At 55.5% G+C, this 15288-nt stretch carries 18 protein-coding genes and 1 tRNA gene; 18 read left to right on the top strand and 1 reads right to left on the bottom strand.

From position 1 onward, the window contains the following. Positions 1-4: 4 nt before the first annotated feature. The 18 genes from B9Z48_RS02020 to B9Z48_RS02105 all read left to right on the top strand — a co-directional run bounded on the left by B9Z48_RS02020 (position 5) and on the right by B9Z48_RS02105 (position 15044). Positions 5-214, top strand: coding sequence for a DUF2892 domain-containing protein (locus B9Z48_RS02020; protein ID WP_089952903.1), 210 nt, complete (start codon positions 5-7; stop codon positions 212-214). A gap of 10 nt (positions 215-224) precedes the next feature. Further along, complete coding sequence (locus B9Z48_RS02025) at positions 225-1616, top strand: TolC family protein (protein WP_228769068.1); 1392 nt, start codon at positions 225-227, stop codon at positions 1614-1616. Positions 1617-1645: 29 nt separating this feature from the next. After that, positions 1646-2026 carry a rhodanese-like domain-containing protein gene (locus B9Z48_RS02030; protein WP_089952901.1) on the top strand — a complete coding sequence of 127 codons (381 nt, stop codon included), beginning with the start codon at positions 1646-1648 and terminating at the stop codon, positions 2024-2026. Positions 2027-2182: 156 nt separating this feature from the next. Continuing rightward, entirely contained in the window at positions 2183-2491 is a 309-nt protein-coding gene (locus B9Z48_RS02035) for a c-type cytochrome (RefSeq protein ID WP_089952898.1), read from the top strand. Between the two features lie 121 nt (positions 2492-2612). Then, positions 2613-2936, top strand: a complete 324-nt coding sequence (locus B9Z48_RS02040) for a hypothetical protein (RefSeq protein ID WP_089952896.1) — start codon at positions 2613-2615, stop codon at positions 2934-2936. Positions 2937-3103: 167 nt separating this feature from the next. After that, entirely contained in the window at positions 3104-3676 is a 573-nt protein-coding gene (locus tag B9Z48_RS02045; RefSeq protein WP_089952894.1) for a DUF302 domain-containing protein, read from the top strand. Between the two features lie 23 nt (positions 3677-3699). After that, on the top strand, positions 3700-5007 hold the full coding sequence (locus B9Z48_RS02050) for an OmpP1/FadL family transporter (RefSeq protein WP_089952892.1): 1308 nt from the start codon (positions 3700-3702) through the stop codon (positions 5005-5007). A 131-nt stretch (positions 5008-5138) separates the two neighbouring features. Beyond that, positions 5139-5444, top strand: coding sequence for a helix-turn-helix transcriptional regulator (locus B9Z48_RS02055; RefSeq protein WP_089952890.1), 306 nt, complete (start codon positions 5139-5141; stop codon positions 5442-5444). Between the two features lie 22 nt (positions 5445-5466). Continuing rightward, positions 5467-6831, top strand: a complete 1365-nt coding sequence (soxC, locus tag B9Z48_RS02060) for a sulfite dehydrogenase (protein ID WP_228769067.1) — start codon at positions 5467-5469, stop codon at positions 6829-6831. Next, positions 6815-7888, top strand: coding sequence for a c-type cytochrome (locus B9Z48_RS02065; protein WP_089952887.1), 1074 nt, complete (start codon positions 6815-6817; stop codon positions 7886-7888). The genes soxC and B9Z48_RS02065 overlap by 17 nt, the downstream gene beginning before the upstream one ends. A 69-nt stretch (positions 7889-7957) precedes the next feature. After that, a complete protein-coding gene (gene soxY / locus B9Z48_RS02070; protein ID WP_089952885.1) occupies positions 7958-8413 on the top strand; it encodes a thiosulfate oxidation carrier protein SoxY in 456 nt (151 codons plus the stop codon). 56 nt (positions 8414-8469) lie between these two features. Then, positions 8470-8781 carry a thiosulfate oxidation carrier complex protein SoxZ gene (soxZ, locus tag B9Z48_RS02075; RefSeq protein ID WP_194944590.1) on the top strand — a complete coding sequence of 104 codons (312 nt, stop codon included), beginning with the start codon at positions 8470-8472 and terminating at the stop codon, positions 8779-8781. Between the two features lie 74 nt (positions 8782-8855). Then, positions 8856-9659, top strand: coding sequence for a sulfur oxidation c-type cytochrome SoxA (gene soxA, locus B9Z48_RS02080; protein WP_108376971.1), 804 nt, complete (start codon positions 8856-8858; stop codon positions 9657-9659). 18 nt (positions 9660-9677) lie between these two features. Next, positions 9678-10334 (top strand): sulfur oxidation c-type cytochrome SoxX, encoded by a 657-nt coding sequence (gene soxX / locus B9Z48_RS02085; protein WP_108376972.1) that lies wholly within the window; start codon positions 9678-9680, stop codon positions 10332-10334. Between the two features lie 59 nt (positions 10335-10393). Further along, positions 10394-12127 carry a thiosulfohydrolase SoxB gene (gene soxB, locus B9Z48_RS02090; RefSeq protein WP_089952878.1) on the top strand — a complete coding sequence of 578 codons (1734 nt, stop codon included), beginning with the start codon at positions 10394-10396 and terminating at the stop codon, positions 12125-12127. Between the two features lie 50 nt (positions 12128-12177). Then, positions 12178-13176: an MBL fold metallo-hydrolase gene (locus B9Z48_RS02095; protein ID WP_108377182.1), complete on the top strand. Its 999-nt coding sequence runs from the start codon at positions 12178-12180 to the stop codon at positions 13174-13176. A gap of 123 nt (positions 13177-13299) precedes the next feature. Further along, positions 13300-13986: a DUF4395 family protein gene (locus B9Z48_RS02100; RefSeq protein ID WP_233260994.1), complete on the top strand. Its 687-nt coding sequence runs from the start codon at positions 13300-13302 to the stop codon at positions 13984-13986. Positions 13987-14108: 122 nt separating this feature from the next. After that, the gene (locus B9Z48_RS02105; RefSeq protein ID WP_108376973.1) at positions 14109-15044 is read left to right on the top strand and encodes a cyanophycinase; all 936 of its coding nucleotides are present in this window, start codon (positions 14109-14111) and stop codon (positions 15042-15044) included. Here B9Z48_RS02105 and B9Z48_RS02110 read toward each other — a convergent pair. Then, positions 15045-15119: transfer RNA gene (locus B9Z48_RS02110), tRNA-Arg, on the bottom strand. Positions 15120-15288: the final 169 nt, after the last annotated feature.

Below are 15288 nucleotides of genomic sequence, written 5' to 3' on the forward strand. Positions count from 1 at the left end.
CATCATGAAATCTTGGCAAATCGTTCGTTTGGTCGCAGGCTTTTTTGTCTTGTTGTCTTTGGCTTTGGGCGTGCAGGCCAGCCCCGTTTTTGTGAATGAGTGGTGGTTGGCTTTCACAGCTTTTGTGGGCGTTAACCTGCTGCAAAGCGCCCTGACCCAGTGGTGCTTGATGGAGACCATCTTGCGCAAATTCGGCGTCGAGTGCGGCTGCTGATCTGACCGTCATGCCCGCCATGCGTTCGCCCTTGTTCAAACCCCGGCCCCTGAGCGGCTGGGTGCTGGCGGCCCTGCTGGCCGCTCCATCCGCGCAAGCCCTGGATCTGCTGCAAACTTGGGAACAAGCGCGCCAGCACGACCCCCAAATGCAGGTGGTCGCCGCCACACGCTCATCGGTTCAAGCCTTTGAAGATCAGGCCAAAGCCCTGTGGCGACCTGTGCTGATGGGCAGCGCCACGGTGGGTGGCATGTCGGCGGATTCCAGCACGCAGGGTGCGCAGTTTTCGATGGGTGGATCACCCATGTCGGGGAACTTTGCCACCTCTGCCAACGCCGCCACTTCCACCCGTTGGTCATTGCAGGCCAAGCAGCCGCTGTACAGCCCCGAGCGCCAGGCCCAACAAGCCCAATTGCACACTGCAGCGGGCGTGGCTGAGTTGCGTGCCGATCTGGCCCAGCAACAGTTCATGCTGCTCACGGTGCAACGGTATTTCAATCTGCTGCTGGCCGAGCGTCAGCAGCAGGTGTTGAAAAGCCAACATGCGGCTGTGCGCCGATCGCTGACCGAAGTGCAAGACCGTTTTGCCTTGGGTGACTTGCCGGTCACCGACACGCACGAGGCCACGGCCCGTGCCGCCGGTTTGCAAGCGCAACTGTTGGCCGCAGACAACGAAGTGCACATGGCCCGCAGCGTGCTGGCCGACTCCACGCGCTTGAGTGCAGATGCTTTGAAGCTGCAAGCGCCCAAAACCGAGACGCCAGCGTCTGCTGTGCCTTCTTTGGAGCAGGTGCTGGCCCAAGTGCAACAAGCCAACACAGGCGTGCTGCTGAAAAAAGCCCAACACGATGTGGCGCGCCAAGAGCTCCAAAAGCACGCGCGCAGTGGCGGCGTCACGCTGGACTTGGTCGCTTCTGTCGGACGCGACCGTTTGAGCGGCGAGGGTGACTTTGGCACATCGTCCAACACGCAAAGCCAGCAAATGCTGGGCTTGAGCCTGAATGTGCCTTTGTACACAGGCGGTTGGCGCAGTGCCAAACTGCAAGAGGCGCTGAGTGCGCAGGCCCAAGCGGCGGCTGAAGCTGACATGGCCCTGCAACAAGCGCAGCAACAAGCCCGCTCTGTCTGGCTGGCACTGCAAACAGGCCCGTCCCGTTTGTCGGCCATGCAAGCGGCGTGGAAAGCCAGCACAGCGCGTCTGGACGCGACCCGTTTGGGACGGCAAGTGGGTGACCGCACCACGCTCGAACTGTTGCAAGCTGAAAATGACGCGGCCCAAGCCGAATTGGCTTGGTTGCGTGCACAAACCGACTTGCTCAGCACCCGCATGCAACTCGATGCCTTGACCGGGAGCCTGTCGGTGCAAAGCCTGCAAACCCTGAACGCACAATTGCAGCCTTGATATCCAGTTTTTAACGAAGGAGACACAACATGAAAAATGCCCAAGATCTGGTCATGCAGGCCAAAGCCACTGTCCACGAAGTCAGCTTGGCCGATGCCGAAGAGGCCATTCGCCAAGCCGATGTGCTGATCGACGTGCGGGAAGCGGATGAGTTTGCCGCAGGCCATTTGCCCGGCGCAGTGCTGGTCCCCAGGGGCTTGCTGGAGTTCAAGCTCAGCGGCACGCCCGCCTTGTCTGGGCGCGACTTGAAGGTGGTGCTTTACTGCAAAACCAGTGGCCGCGCTGCATTGGCCGCGCAAACCATGCAAGCCATGGGTTACCTGAATGTCAGCTCCATTGCGGGTGGTTTTGATGCCTGGGCTGCCTCAGGCAAAACGGTGGTCAAGCCCGAACAACCCAACTTTGGCTGAGATGGATGGCCGCTTGGGTGGCAAGGATTTAGGGCTTGTATCTACTGACACTCAGTAAAATCCCCAACGCAAAACCTGTGACGGTGCGCACCAAGACGAGTTGATTTCGGTTAAATTAGCGTCTGGTTATATTTAAATCCCCCATTTGGAGCTCTTATGAAATTGATTTTTGCTGTTGCCGCTGTCGCTGCGCTGGCTTCTTCTCCTGCTTTCGCCAACATGGACATGGCCAAGAAAAATGCTTGCATGGCCTGCCACGCGGTGGACAAGAAATTGGTGGGTCCCTCTTACCAAGACGTTGCCAAGAAATATGGCGGTCAAAAAGACGGTGCTGCCACATTGGCCAAGAGCATCAAGGCCGGTGGTTCAGGCAAGTGGGGCCCAGTGCCCATGCCCGCCCAAGCTGCTTTGAGTGACGCGGATGCTTTGACTTTGGCGACTTGGATCATGGCGGGTGCCAAATAATTCCAGGCCTCCAGAGGCTTGTTCAAAAATTGGATTGTTTTAGAAGCTCGATTGGTACTCGTGGCTTTTGTTTGCCGCTCAGGGGTTCGCCCTTGAGCGGCTTTTTTAATGGGTAATTCCTATGAAATTGCACACAAAGATGCTTGGTTTGATGGTGGGTACATGGTTTTACCTTGGAGCACAGGCTCAGCCTGCAATCTTCAAGGATGCCGATTACAAATTGGGCGAAAAATTGATCGCCGAAAGCAAATGCGTCGCTTGCCATGTGACCAAGGTGGGCGGTAACGGCAGCGCCATTTACAAACCACAAGGTCGCATCAACAACGCTTCTTTGCTGCGCGGCATGGTGGAGCAGTGCAATACTGAACTGAACTTGGGCATGTTTCCGGAGGATGTGTCATCAGTGGCTGCCGTGCTCAACCGCGACCACTACAAGTTCAAATGATTGTTTGGACGCTGCAGATCAGCCAAGCTTGCACATACCTTACCCCATAGGGTATAGGGTATCTGCCAATACCCAAACTTTCTCCTGTCATGGATGATCAACGTCAATCCGGCAAGACACACTGTCTTCGCTTGGAGTTCATCAATGCATGTCCAAAGGAGAAAACAATGCAGAAATCTTTCACATGGCTGAAATGGGCCGTTTTGGCCAGCTCAATTTGGTTGACCGGTTGCGGCACCATCAGCACTTTGGGCAAACTTGAATCGGGCGCTGGTTCAGAAGCCAGCCGCATGTGGGACCGTTGGGTCGAGGGTGAAGGCGACATTGCTGTAGCCACTACCTGGGAGCGCAAGGTCAAGGCGGGCGTGACTGCCCAAGAGGTGGAGCAAGTCCTCAAACAAGTGGCCACCGAGCGCAACATGCGTGATGTGGGCACGCTGCCCTTGTCCAAAGAACTCGAAGCCCGTTCGGGCAAAAAAGAAAAGCTGTTGACCGTTTACTCGTTCTGCTCGCCTGCCACGGCCCGCCGCATGGTGGATTTCAGCCCACACATGGCCGCTTACCTGCCTTGCCGTGTGTCCATGGTTGAAAAAGAAGACGGCCTGTGGCTTTACACCCTCAACATGGACATGATGGTCAAGATGGGCCGCAAGCTGCCATCGCCCTTGAAAGAAGAAGCCAAAGCCGTTCGCGACACCATCTGGGAAATGATGGAACGCGGCAGCAAGGGTGAGTTTTGACCGGTCATCACGAGGAGACATCCATGAAAAAAATCAACACTTTGCGTGCCACCGTGGTGGCAGCTGTTTTGGCCACAGGCTCTGCAGCTTGGGCGACTGACGGTTATTTTCCGCATGGCTTTGGCATGAAATCCAAAGGCATGGGCGGGGCAGCCGTGGCCGTCACCGACAACGCGTTTTCGGGCATCAACAACCCGGCCGCTTCGGTGTGGGCAGGCAACCGTGCCGAGATTGGGGTGGACATTTTTATGCCCAAGCGCAGTGCGGCACGCACAGCTCCCGGCTTTGGCGGCATGCTTGAAGGCGATGTAAAAAGTGATGGCAGCGCCTTTGCCGTGCCGGAATTTGCCTACAACAAGAAGATCGATGATCGGATGAGTTGGGGGCTCACAGTTTATGGCAACGGTGGCATGAACACAGAAATGCCCGGTGCCAACGTGATGTGCATGAATCCGAACACCGGCGACCCATATCAAGGCAACCTCTTGTGTGGTCAGGGCAAATTGGGTGTGGATTTGATGCAACTCATCGTTGCGCCCACTTTCGCGTACAAGCTTGATGCACAACACTCTGTGGGTGTCTCGCCTTTGCTGGTGATGCAACAGTTCAAGGCCACAGGTTTGGATGCGTTCACTGGTTTTTCAATGGCCCCCACCAAAGTGAGTGACACTGGCACTGACCGTTCAACAGGCGTGGGTATGCGTTTGGGCTATCTGGGTCAGTTGTCCGATACCTTGAAATTTGGTGCGACCTATTCGCCCAAAATCAAGATGAGCAAATTCGACAAGTACGCGGGTTTGTTTGCAGGTGAGGGTTCGTTCGACATTCCTGAAAACTACGCCTTGGGCATCAACGTGCAGGTCACCCCCGCCGTGTCAGTGGCAGCGGACTACAGCCGCATCAACTACAGCGGTGTTCCGTCCATTGGCAATCCGATGAGCAACCTGATGCTGGGTAACCCGATGGGTTCTGCCAATGGTCCTGGATTTGGCTGGTCTGACGTCAACGTGTTGAAGTTGGGCGTTCAGTGGCAGGCGACATCGACCATGGTTTTGCGTGCGGGTTACAACCAGTCGACCAACCCGGTCAAGGCTGAAAACATCACCTTCAACATCCTGGCACCCGGTGTGATCACCCAGCATGTCACCGTGGGTGGTACTTATGCCTTGTCCAAAGATTCCGAGTTGACATGGGCGTACATGTACGCCCCTAAAAACACGGTGACTGGACCATCGATGTACAACGGCATGATGCCCGGTGCATCTGGCATCACCGAAACCGTCCGCATGTCCCAACAATCGTTGGGTGTGCAGTACGGCTGGAAGTTCTGAGCCTTGAAAAAACCATCAGATCAGGGTTTGTCCGGATCTGATGGTGCTGATTCTGTAATCTTTGATTCAGGATCATTGTTTATCCTATATATTCGCATATCCGAATATAAGAACTTAATGGCAGGTAGTGCATGAGCGATGAAAGCGATCAGGTCTACGACAAGGCAGCAGAACTGTTTGCTGTACTTTCAACACCGATTCGTTTACGCATCATCAGTGAACTGTGTCAGGGTGAGAAAAATGTAGGACAGCTCTTGAGCAACATTGGTGTTGCGCAACCGAACATGTCACAGCATTTGAACATCATGTACAGATCGGGCATTTTGGGAAAGCGCCGTGACGGTGCCCAAATGTTTTATCGGATTGCAGACGAAACTGCAGCGAAGGTTTGCCGTGCAGTGTGCACACAAGTGGCCATCGATACAGCCGTAAATTGACAACTCAAAACGAGGAGTTCGTGTGAAAGAAGACAGCATCAACTCAGGAAGGGTGCAAAAAGCACCTGAAAACTTCCTGACCCAAAGTGGCATCAAGGAGGTTTTTACCGAAGGCAAAAAAGGCCGCCGAGATTTCATCCGCAATGCCTTTGCTGCAGCTGCAGCAGGTGCAGCTGCCCCCATGGCCATGGCCCAGGGCAACCCTGTTCCCGTCGAAGGCGGTGACCCCAATATTCTGACTTTGCCTGAGCACGCTGTGGGCTTGGGTCAAGGTGTGGCCGTGGAAGGTTATGGCAAGCCCTCCAAGTTCGAAGCGAACTTGCAGCGCCGTCAAAGCCCAGGCCTGACACAAACCACCCAAGCCTCGGTGTCGTTCGCGCCCTTGCAGTCCTTGTTCGGCATTGTCACACCCAGCGGTTTGCATTTCGAGCGTCACCACCAAGGCTGGTGGGACATTGATCCGTCCAAGCACCGCTTCATGATCAACGGCATGGTCAAAAGAAACATGGTCTTCACCATGGACGAGATCATGCGCTTGCCATCCGTCTCGCGTTTCCACTTCATTGAATGTGGTGCCAACAGCGCCACCGAATGGGGCAACGTCGCGGTGCCCACCGTGCAATACACCCATGGCATGTTGTCCTGCAGCGAGTTCACGGGTGTGCCTTTGATCACGTTGTTGGAGCTCGCCGGCGCGGACCTGAAAAACGGCAAGTTTGTGCTGGCCGAAGGCGGTGACGGTTCTTCCATGACCCGCACCATTCCGATGAGCCTGATCACTTCAGGTGAAGTCATCGTGGCCTATGGTCAAAACGGTGAAATGCTGCGCCCCGAAAACGGCTACCCTCTGCGCTTGGTGGTGCCCGGCGTGCAAGGTGTGAGCTGGGTCAAGTACCTGCGCCGCGTTGAAGTGGGTGACAAGCCTTACGCTGCCAAAGACGAAGCGATTCACTACATTGACTTGCAGCCCGGTGGCCTGCACCGTCAATACACCAACTTGCAGGAAGTCAAGAGCGTGGTGACCACACCTTCTGGTGGTCAAGTGCTGTTGGACAAAGGGTTTTACAACATCACCGGACTGGCTTGGTCGGGCAAAGGCAAGATCAAGCGTGTGGACGTGTCCACCGACGGTGGTCGCAACTGGCGACAAGCGCGTTTGGAAACCCCTGTTTTGTCCAAAGCCCTGTCTCGTTTCAACCTCGATTGGGTTTGGGATGGCAAGCCAGCCATTATTCAAAGCCGTGCACAAGATGACACGGGCCATGTGCAACCCACATACCAGCAAGTGCGCGGTGTTCGCAGCACACGTTCTATTTATCACAACAACGCCATCCAGTCGTGGTTGGTGCAGGAAAACGGTGAGGTGAAAAATGTCCAGGTTTCGTAATGCCGTTTTGACGGTTGCGTTGTTGGCAGTGGCCACGGTGGCGGCTGCTCAAAATACACAATACCCAGGTGTGGGTCGAACAGCCACGCCCAAAGAAGTTGCCAAGTGGGACATTGATGTGCGTCCTGACTTCAAGGGCTTGCCTCCAGGGTCGGGCTCGGTCGCCAAAGGCCAAGACGTCTGGGAGGGCAAGTGCGCCCACTGCCACGGCGTGTTTGGTGAGTCGGGTGAAGTGTTCAGTCCTTTGATTGGTGGCACCACGGCCGAAGACATCAAGACAGGGCGCGTGGCCAATTTGAACCGTGCCGACTACCCGGGTCGCACCACCATCATGAAGGTGGCCACGGTTTCAACACTTTGGGATTACATCAACCGTGCCATGCCTTGGACCAACCCCAAGACCTTGACCACGGAAGAGGTGTATTCTGTGACTGCGTTTTTGCTGAACTTGGCCAACATCGTGCCGGACAACTATGTGTTGTCTGACAAGAACATTGCCGAAGTTCAAGCCCGCATGCCCAACCGCAATGGCATGACCACAGCGCATGCGATGTGGCCAGGCAATGAGTTTGGTGGTGTGAAAAAGCCTGACACAGACAACAAAGTGTGCATGAAAGATTGCACACCTGAGCCTAAGGTCGCTTCCTTTTTGCCTGATTTTGCACGCAATGCCCATGGCAATTTGCAAGAGCAAAACCGCATTGTTGGACCGCAGCGCGGAGCAGATACCACCAAACCTGAAGCCAAAGCCGGCATGCCAGTTGCTGCTGCAGCTCCAGTGGTCGCCGCCAAGCCTGAAAACAATGAAGCCAAAGCGGCCATTGCACTCTTGAACAAACACAGTTGCACGGCGTGCCATGGTGTGGACAAGAAAATCGTGGGCCCTGGTTTCAATGAGATTGCCAAAAAGCAAGCGGGTAAAACCGACTATTTGGTCGGCAAAATCAAGGCCGGTGGTGTGGGTGTTTATGGTCAAATCCCCATGCCTGCGCAAGCTTTGCCAGATGCTGATGCCAAGCAAATTGCCGAATGGATTTCCAAGGGGGCCAGCAAGTAATTCGGGCTCACCCCGATGCGCTGCTGAACCTGTTTCTATAGCATCACTCAATCATCAAGGAGATATCAGATGCAAAACCGTCGCGAGACACTCAAGCAAACCGCTGTTGTGGCTGGCCTCTTGGCCACTGCAGGCTTTCCTCAGTTCGCCCAAGCAGCTTTTAATAAAGCCGCTTTTGAGGCCAAATCAGTGCAAGACGCTGCCAAAGCGGCAGGCGCTGCCAGCATGGCAGAGAGCAAAGACGTGACCATCACCGGTCCGGACATCGCTGAAAACGGCGCTGTTGTGCCTTTGGGTGCGAGCACCGCTTTGGCTGGCGTCAAGCACATGTTGATTTTGGTTGAGAAGAACCCAGCGGCTCTGGTCGCCATGTTCCACGCATCCGATGCAGTGGAAACCAACTTCACCACCCGCGCCAAGATGGGCCAGTCCTCCGATGTCTACGCTGTGGCCATCATGAACGACGGCAAGGCCTTGTGGGCGAAAAAAGAAGTCAAAGTCACTTTGGGTGGTTGCGGCGGCTAAGCCACTGTCCACACAACGTTCTTACATTGATTCACTGAAAGATTTAGGAGAAAAACATGGCAGATCCAATGCGCATTCGTGCCCAGGCCTCTGGTGACAAAGCAACCGTTCGTGTGCTCATGAGCCACGAAATGGAGTCCGGTCAGCGCAAAGACGCTTCCGGTAAAACCGTGCCTGCCTGGTTCATCCAGGAAGTCACAGCCAGCCTCAATGGCAAACAAGTGATGGCCGCTGAGTGGGGCCCTGCAGTTTCTAAAAACCCGTTTTTGCAATTTGCCGTCAAAGGCGCCAAAGCGGGCGACAAAATTGCGGTCACTTGGAAAGACAACAAAGGCGATACCCGCACCGACGAAGCCACTGTGTCGTGATCGACCGTTGAGTTGAAAAAGGGTGAAGCTATAACTTCACCCTTTTTGCGTTTGAACAATCCCAAGAGGTGACAATGAAAAAAGTAGCGACTCTTTCGGTGGCAGCGGCCTTGGCCATGTCCGTCTTGCCAGCCCTGGCCCAAAAAACTGCAAGCCAAGGCATCGACGAATACCGTGCCATGCTGCAAGACGGCAACCCTGCCGATCTCTTCGAAGCCAAAGGCGAAGACCTCTGGAAAAAAGCCCGTGGTCCCAAAAATGCATCGCTTGAAAAATGCGATCTGGGTCAAGGACCGGGTGTGGTCAAGGGGGCATTTGTGACCTTGCCACGTTATTTTGCAGACACGCAACGCATGCAAGATTTGGAGTCGCGCTTGGTCACCTGCATGGAAACTTTGCAGGGCTTCAATGCCGCCGACATCAACAAGACCGCATTTGGTCGAGGCGAGATGGCCAATGTGACCGCCTTGGCCACCTGGATCGCTGCCGAATCCAAAGGCTTGAAGTTCAACCTGTCGCAATCACATGCCCAGGAAAAAACGTTTTATGAAGTGGGCAAGCGCCTGTTCTTCCAGCGTGGCGGTCCACATGACTTCTCGTGCGCGTCATGCCACGGTGAAGAAGGCAAGCGCATCCGCTTGCAAGACCTGCCCATCCTGACCAAGAACCCCGGTGATGGCGTGGGCTTTGCTGCCTGGCCTGCGTACCGCGTGTCGAACGGCCAGATGTGGAGCATGCAACTGCGCCTGAACGACTGCTATCGCCAGCAGCGGTTTCCCTATCCAGGTTTTGCCAGCGAAGCCACCATCGCTTTGTCGACTTATTTGGGTGTGAACGCCAAGGGTGCTGCGTCGGTTGCACCGGCCATCAAACGCTGATCTGAGCAGGAGAAACACATGAACAAAAAAACCCAACTCGTTTTGACCTGCTTGGCGGCCGCTTTGGTGGCGGCAGGCTGCGCCTCCGCCCCTTCGGTTGCCGAGCTCAACGCCCTGACCGACAAGATCGTCAAGGCTTCTTTCCGTGATGAAAGCCATGTGAAAGTGGAGCGCATCACCGCCACCGATGAAACCAACCGCGTGTGCAGTGAAGCCGACGTGGCAGGCAAGCCCTTGGACGAAAAAACCGCCAAACGCATCGAAGAAGCCAACCTCAAAGCCATCAAATGGCCATCGGACGGCAATTTCATCGGTGACTGGAAGCAAGGTGAAGCCATTGCGCAAAGTGGTCGTGGCTTGACATGGACCGACTCGGCCACGGCCGTGAACGGTGGCAATTGCTACAACTGCCACCAGATGGACAAGAAAGAAATTTCTTACGGCACCATTGGACCGAGCCTCTACAACTACGGCAAGATCCGCGGTGTCACGAACCCGAACGATCCGGCCAGCAAGGCCATCGTGGAGTACACATGGGGCAAGATCTGGAACGCCAAGGCCTACAACGCTTGCTCCAACATGCCTCGCGCTGGCCACATGGGCATCTTGAACGAAACACAGGTCCGCCACATCGTTGGCTTGTTGCTCGATCCCAAATCGCCCGTGAATCAATAAGCTCTGAAAAACCCGGTTCGCCGGGTTTTTTAGCTCCCTATATATCAGTGATTGCAAATATGAATCTCTCCAAACGCGAATTTATCCAGGTCATGGGTGCCGGCACGATGGCTGGCATGAGCATGGGCGCTTACGCCCAATCCAGCGCGAGCACAGCCGCCAATGGTTTGTATGACATCCCCAAGTTCGGCAATGTGTCTTTCCTGCACATGACCGATTGCCATGCGCAGCTCAAGCCGATTTATTTCCGTGAGCCCAGCATCAACTTGGGCATTGGCTCCATGCAGGGCAACCTGCCGCATTTGGTCGGTGAGTATTTGTTGCAAGTGGCCAAGATCCGCCCGGGCACGGCGGAGGCCCATGCGCTGACCTATCTGGACTACGAAAAAGCCGCCAAGCGCTACGGCAAGGTGGGTGGTTTTGCGCACCTGGCCACACTGGTCAAGCGCATGAAGGCCAGCCGCCCCGGCGCTTTGCTGCTCGACGGTGGTGACACCTGGCAAGGCTCGGGCACCAGTTTGTGGACCAACGGCCAGGACATGGTCGATGCCTGCAAACTCTTGGGCGTGGACGTGATGACCGGCCACTGGGAATTCACCCTGGGCATGGAGCGCGTCAAGGAAATTGTCGAAAAAGATTTTGCAGGCAAGGTCGACTTTGTGGCGCAAAACATCAAGACCAGCGACTTTGGCGACCCGGTGTTCAAGCCCTACGTGATCCGCGAGATCAATGGTGTGCCTTGCGCCATCATCGGCCAGGCCTTCCCCTACACCCCGATTGCCAACCCGCGTTACATGGTGGCCGACTGGGAGTTCGGCATCCAGGATGAGAACATGCAAAAGATGGTCGATGAAGCCCGTGGCAAAGGTGCCCAGGTGGTGGTCGTCATCAGCCACAACGGCATGGACGTGGACCTGAAGATGGCCAGCCGCGTGAGTGGCATCGACGCCATCATGGGTGGTCACACACACGACGGGATGCCCGTGGCCTCTATTGTGTCCAACAAGGGCGGCAAGACGCTGGTAACCAATGCGGGCTCGAATGGCAAGTTTTTGGGCGTGCTGGACTTCGAGGTCAAGGACAAAAAAGTCAGCGATTTCCGCTACAAGCTGCTGCCCGTGTTCTCCAACATGCTGCCCGCCGACAAAGAGATGGACGCCTTGATCACCAAGATCCGTGCACCCTACGAAAGCAAGCTGGCCGAAAAACTGGCCGTGACCGATGGCTTGCTTTACCGCCGTGGCAACTTCAACGGCACGGGTGACCAGTTGTTGGTCGACGCGCTGCTGGACGTGCAAGGTGCCGAGATTGCGTTTTCGCCAGGCTTCCGTTGGGGGACAACACTTTTGCCGGGTCAAGCCATCACGCGCGAGTGGCTGCTCGACATGACCGCCACCACCTACTCGTACGCCACTGTGACCGAGATGACGGGTGAGACCATCAAGACCGTTCTTGAAGACGTGGCCGACAACCTGTTCAACCCGGACCCTTATTACCAGCAAGGCGGTGACATGGTGCGTGTGGGTGGTTTGAGCTACAGCTGCAACCCGGTGGCCACCGCAGGCAAGCGCATTGGTGATCTTCGCCTGAAAGGCCAGCTCATTGAATCGGGTAAAAAGTACAAGGTGGCGGGCTGGGCCCCGGTGGCCGAAGAAGCCCGTACCCAAGGCAACAAGCAAGTCTGGGATGTGGTTGAGACTTGGCTCAAGGCACAAGGCGGGCGCATCAAGCCTCGCCAACTCAACGCACCCAAAATCATGGGCGCATTGCCCAACAAGGGCTACGCCGTTTGATGCGCAATGGCAGCGCCAGCTGGCGCTGCATCGTTGGAGGAGGGATCACCATGAAAAGAAGACAACTGTTGTGGGTCGGCGCTGCCATCGGTGGTGCGGCCATGTGGCCAGAGGCCCGATTGCTGGCTCAGCAAGCGCAGGAATTCATTGAGGGTCCGCCTGTGGCCGATATTCCGGCCAGGCAACTCTCGCCGCATGTCTGGATGGTGTTTTCTCCGGATGGTTTTCCAACCGTTGAAAACCGGGGCATGATGTCCAATGTGATCTTTGTCGTGACCTCCGCAGGCGTGGTGGTGATCGATTCGGGTGCTTCACTGCAAATTGGTCAAATGGCCATTCGCATGATCCGCAAGGTGACCGACAAACCCGTGGTGGCCGTGTTCAACAGCCACTACCACGGTGACCATTGGTTGGGCAACCACGCTTTTGTCAAAACCTATGGCAACAAACTGCCCATTTACGCACTGCCCAGCACCATTGAAAAACTCAAAGGTGCCGAAGGCAATTTGTGGCGCAGCCTGATGGAACGCTGGACCAACCAGTCCACCTTGGGCACGCAGGTGGTCTTGCCCAACACGCCGGTGCAGCATGGCCAAGTCATCCAGATCGGTGACGTGAGCTTTCGCATGCACCACTATGGCACGGCCCATACACCGTCTGACCTGTGTGTTGAGGTTGTGCAAGACAAACTCACAGCGGTGGGTGATATCGCCATGGCCAACCGCATTGCCAACATGGACGAAGGTTCGTACGTGGGCACTTTCAAGTATTACAAGGCCTTGATGGCGGCCACGGGTGAACAAATGTGGGTGCCCGGCCATGGCCTGGGCAGCAAGGATTTGCTCAAGTCATATGGCGAGTTCATGGCGGGCATTTGGGAGCCTTGTTTGCAAGCCGTCAAAGACGGCAAGAGTGAAGCAGATGCCCGCAGCATGGTTCTCAAAGATGCTCGGGTGCAGGCACGAGCCAAGTCCATGCAGGGGTTTGAGGGCAACATTGGCAAATACATCAGCCTGGCGTATCTAGAGGCTGAAAAAGAAGCGTTTTGAGCCGATCAGCACGGATGTCATGACCGTTGTGCATGGACTGGGCACGGCCAGGTCCCGTGATTCAAAATAAAAATTCGGGGGGTGGGGATGACAAATTTCAATGCAAAACAGCCTGTTCAAGCCATGGGTTTGCTCTGGTTCAGAAGTCGCGATGATGTGACGCCCTTCATCAATGACACAGCGGTTCGCATTCGAGCGGGGATCATGATGGCGGTGCCTGTGTTCATGGTGTTCACCTTGTTGGACATTGTTTTTGGCACTCGCTGGGTGGTGACGGGTGAGGTCATCACTGACACGTTTGAGACCGATTTCGACGGACGCATTTTGTACATGGTTGAGGCGGTCAGACGCACTTATGACTACACCTTGCAGACAGGCATTTTGTTTTATGCTTTGTTTGAAATGCTGGCGGGCATGAGTGTCAAAACGGCTTATCTGTCGCCAACCATTTGGCTGTCCAGCTGGCTGGCCAGAAGGTCGAAAGCGGTTTGGAAGCCCTTGGCCCCTAAACGCTTTGCATGGACCATCGGCACATGCATGATCGGTTTTTGTTTGATTTTTTTCCATCCAGAAAAGTTTGCAGCCGCCGTGAATTTTGTGCTTCGAACGCCAGTGCTGCCCACCACCGAGCAATACCTGGCTCGATGGTTGCCCTTGGTGATGGTTTGGGTTTGCTTGGGCTTCATGTGGCTGGAGGCTGTGCTCGGGTATTGCCTTGGCTGTGAGTTACATGCCCTGTTGGTCAAGGTGGGCCTGTTCACACAAGAATGCGAAGCCTGTCATAACTTGGACTTTGGGCCTTCTTCTTAAAAGCCTTGCCCATTGAGCTTTGTGGTGAGGCGTTTTGCTGGGGTTCACCCTCTCTTTTGTGAATCCGCCCCATGGCTTTTTGTCTCGTTCAGTCCGACGGTTTTCTGGGGTAGAGTGTCCTGATGAACAGACGCTATTTATTGAAGGGCCTGTCCCTGGCGAGCCTGTCGGCGCTCTGTGCCAAGCCTGCCTTGGCGCAAAGGCCCAGAGTTTCCCGCTTGGTCATCGTGGGAGGGGCCGAAGATCGATTGAGAGATCGCCTTATTTTGCGCAAATTCACAGAATATTGCGGCGGCCCTATGGCCAAAATTCGCCTGATCACCGCCGCCAGTGGTGACCCCCAAGGGGTTTGGCAAAGTTACCAACAGGCCTTCAATGCCTTGGGTGTGCACGATGTGCTGCCACTGGACTTGTATGACCGGGACAGCGCCCAGTCACCCGAGGTGCAGGCGGGAATTTTGCAAGCCGATGGCCTGTTCATCAGCGGTGGTGACCAGTCCAAACTCATGGCCATTTTGTGGGGTACTTTGGCGTACCAATCCCTGCATCAGGCGTTTCATGCCAGCGGGTGTTGTATTGGGGGTACCAGTGCGGGTGCAGCGGTCATGTCGCGTCACATGATTGCGCAAGGTCCGGCCGTGTTGCGTCCCAGCAAAGAGGCGGTGGACACCGACATGGGATTGGGGTTGTTGTCTCAGGCGGTGATAGACCAACATTTTTCCGAACGCAGACGCTTGCCACGACTCTTGTCCACACTGGCGATTCGACCGGATTTGCTGGGCGTGGGCATTGACGAGGACACTGCTTTGGTGATTGAGCCAGGCCAAGGCATTGAAGTGATGGGTCAAGGCAGTGTGACCTTGGTTGATCCGACACAAATGCGGTCGAACGTGGACGAGATTGAAGCGCTGGAGTCGATTGAAATGCTCGGTGTGCAGTTGCACATGCTGCCGGCGGGGCATCGCTACACATTGAGTTCGATGGCTCAAGATGCCAAGTCTGCACCTTTGCGCCGAGCCATTGAGCGGCTGGTGACCGTGGGCCCCATGAGGGCCTGATGGTGCCCCCGACAGGAATCGAACCTGTATCACTCCCTTAGGAGGGGAGAGTTCTATCCATTGAACTACGGTGGCCAGTTGTCTATTTTACGGGCGAAAGAGGGTGATTGAATCGGCGAAAGCCGAAGTCGGCTGGTCAGGCTGTGGATGGGCAAAGATCGGCTGTACAGTGCACGACTCAGTCGGGGCGTGGTGGGTGGATATGATCCATTGAGTCAGTGGCCTTTCACAAGGCTTGTTTTGT

This window comes from Limnohabitans sp. WS1, assembly GCF_003063265.1.
Lineage (GTDB): Bacteria > Pseudomonadota > Gammaproteobacteria > Burkholderiales > Burkholderiaceae_C > Limnohabitans_A.

Bases quoted from the DNA above. Each gene is read 5' to 3' on its own strand.
- B9Z48_RS02020 (WP_089952903.1), top strand. From the start codon at position 5: ATGAAATCTTGGCAAATCGTTCGTTTGGTCGCAGGCTTTTTTGTCTTG.
- B9Z48_RS02025 (WP_228769068.1), top strand. From the start codon at position 225: ATGCCCGCCATGCGTTCGCCCTTGTTCAAACCCCGGCCCCTGAGCGGC.
- B9Z48_RS02030 (WP_089952901.1), top strand. From the start codon at position 1,646: ATGAAAAATGCCCAAGATCTGGTCATGCAGGCCAAAGCCACTGTCCAC.
- B9Z48_RS02035 (WP_089952898.1), top strand. From the start codon at position 2,183: ATGAAATTGATTTTTGCTGTTGCCGCTGTCGCTGCGCTGGCTTCTTCT.
- B9Z48_RS02040 (WP_089952896.1), top strand. From the start codon at position 2,613: ATGAAATTGCACACAAAGATGCTTGGTTTGATGGTGGGTACATGGTTT.
- B9Z48_RS02045 (WP_089952894.1), top strand. From the start codon at position 3,104: ATGCAGAAATCTTTCACATGGCTGAAATGGGCCGTTTTGGCCAGCTCA.
- B9Z48_RS02050 (WP_089952892.1), top strand. From the start codon at position 3,700: ATGAAAAAAATCAACACTTTGCGTGCCACCGTGGTGGCAGCTGTTTTG.
- B9Z48_RS02055 (WP_089952890.1), top strand. From the start codon at position 5,139: ATGAGCGATGAAAGCGATCAGGTCTACGACAAGGCAGCAGAACTGTTT.
- B9Z48_RS02065 (WP_089952887.1), top strand. From the start codon at position 6,815: ATGTCCAGGTTTCGTAATGCCGTTTTGACGGTTGCGTTGTTGGCAGTG.
- soxY (WP_089952885.1), top strand. From the start codon at position 7,958: ATGCAAAACCGTCGCGAGACACTCAAGCAAACCGCTGTTGTGGCTGGC.
- soxZ (WP_194944590.1), top strand. From the start codon at position 8,470: ATGGCAGATCCAATGCGCATTCGTGCCCAGGCCTCTGGTGACAAAGCA.
- soxA (WP_108376971.1), top strand. From the start codon at position 8,856: ATGAAAAAAGTAGCGACTCTTTCGGTGGCAGCGGCCTTGGCCATGTCC.
- soxX (WP_108376972.1), top strand. From the start codon at position 9,678: ATGAACAAAAAAACCCAACTCGTTTTGACCTGCTTGGCGGCCGCTTTG.
- soxB (WP_089952878.1), top strand. From the start codon at position 10,394: ATGAATCTCTCCAAACGCGAATTTATCCAGGTCATGGGTGCCGGCACG.
- B9Z48_RS02095 (WP_108377182.1), top strand. From the start codon at position 12,178: ATGAAAAGAAGACAACTGTTGTGGGTCGGCGCTGCCATCGGTGGTGCG.
- B9Z48_RS02100 (WP_233260994.1), top strand. From the start codon at position 13,300: ATGGGTTTGCTCTGGTTCAGAAGTCGCGATGATGTGACGCCCTTCATC.
- B9Z48_RS02105 (WP_108376973.1), top strand. From the start codon at position 14,109: ATGAACAGACGCTATTTATTGAAGGGCCTGTCCCTGGCGAGCCTGTCG.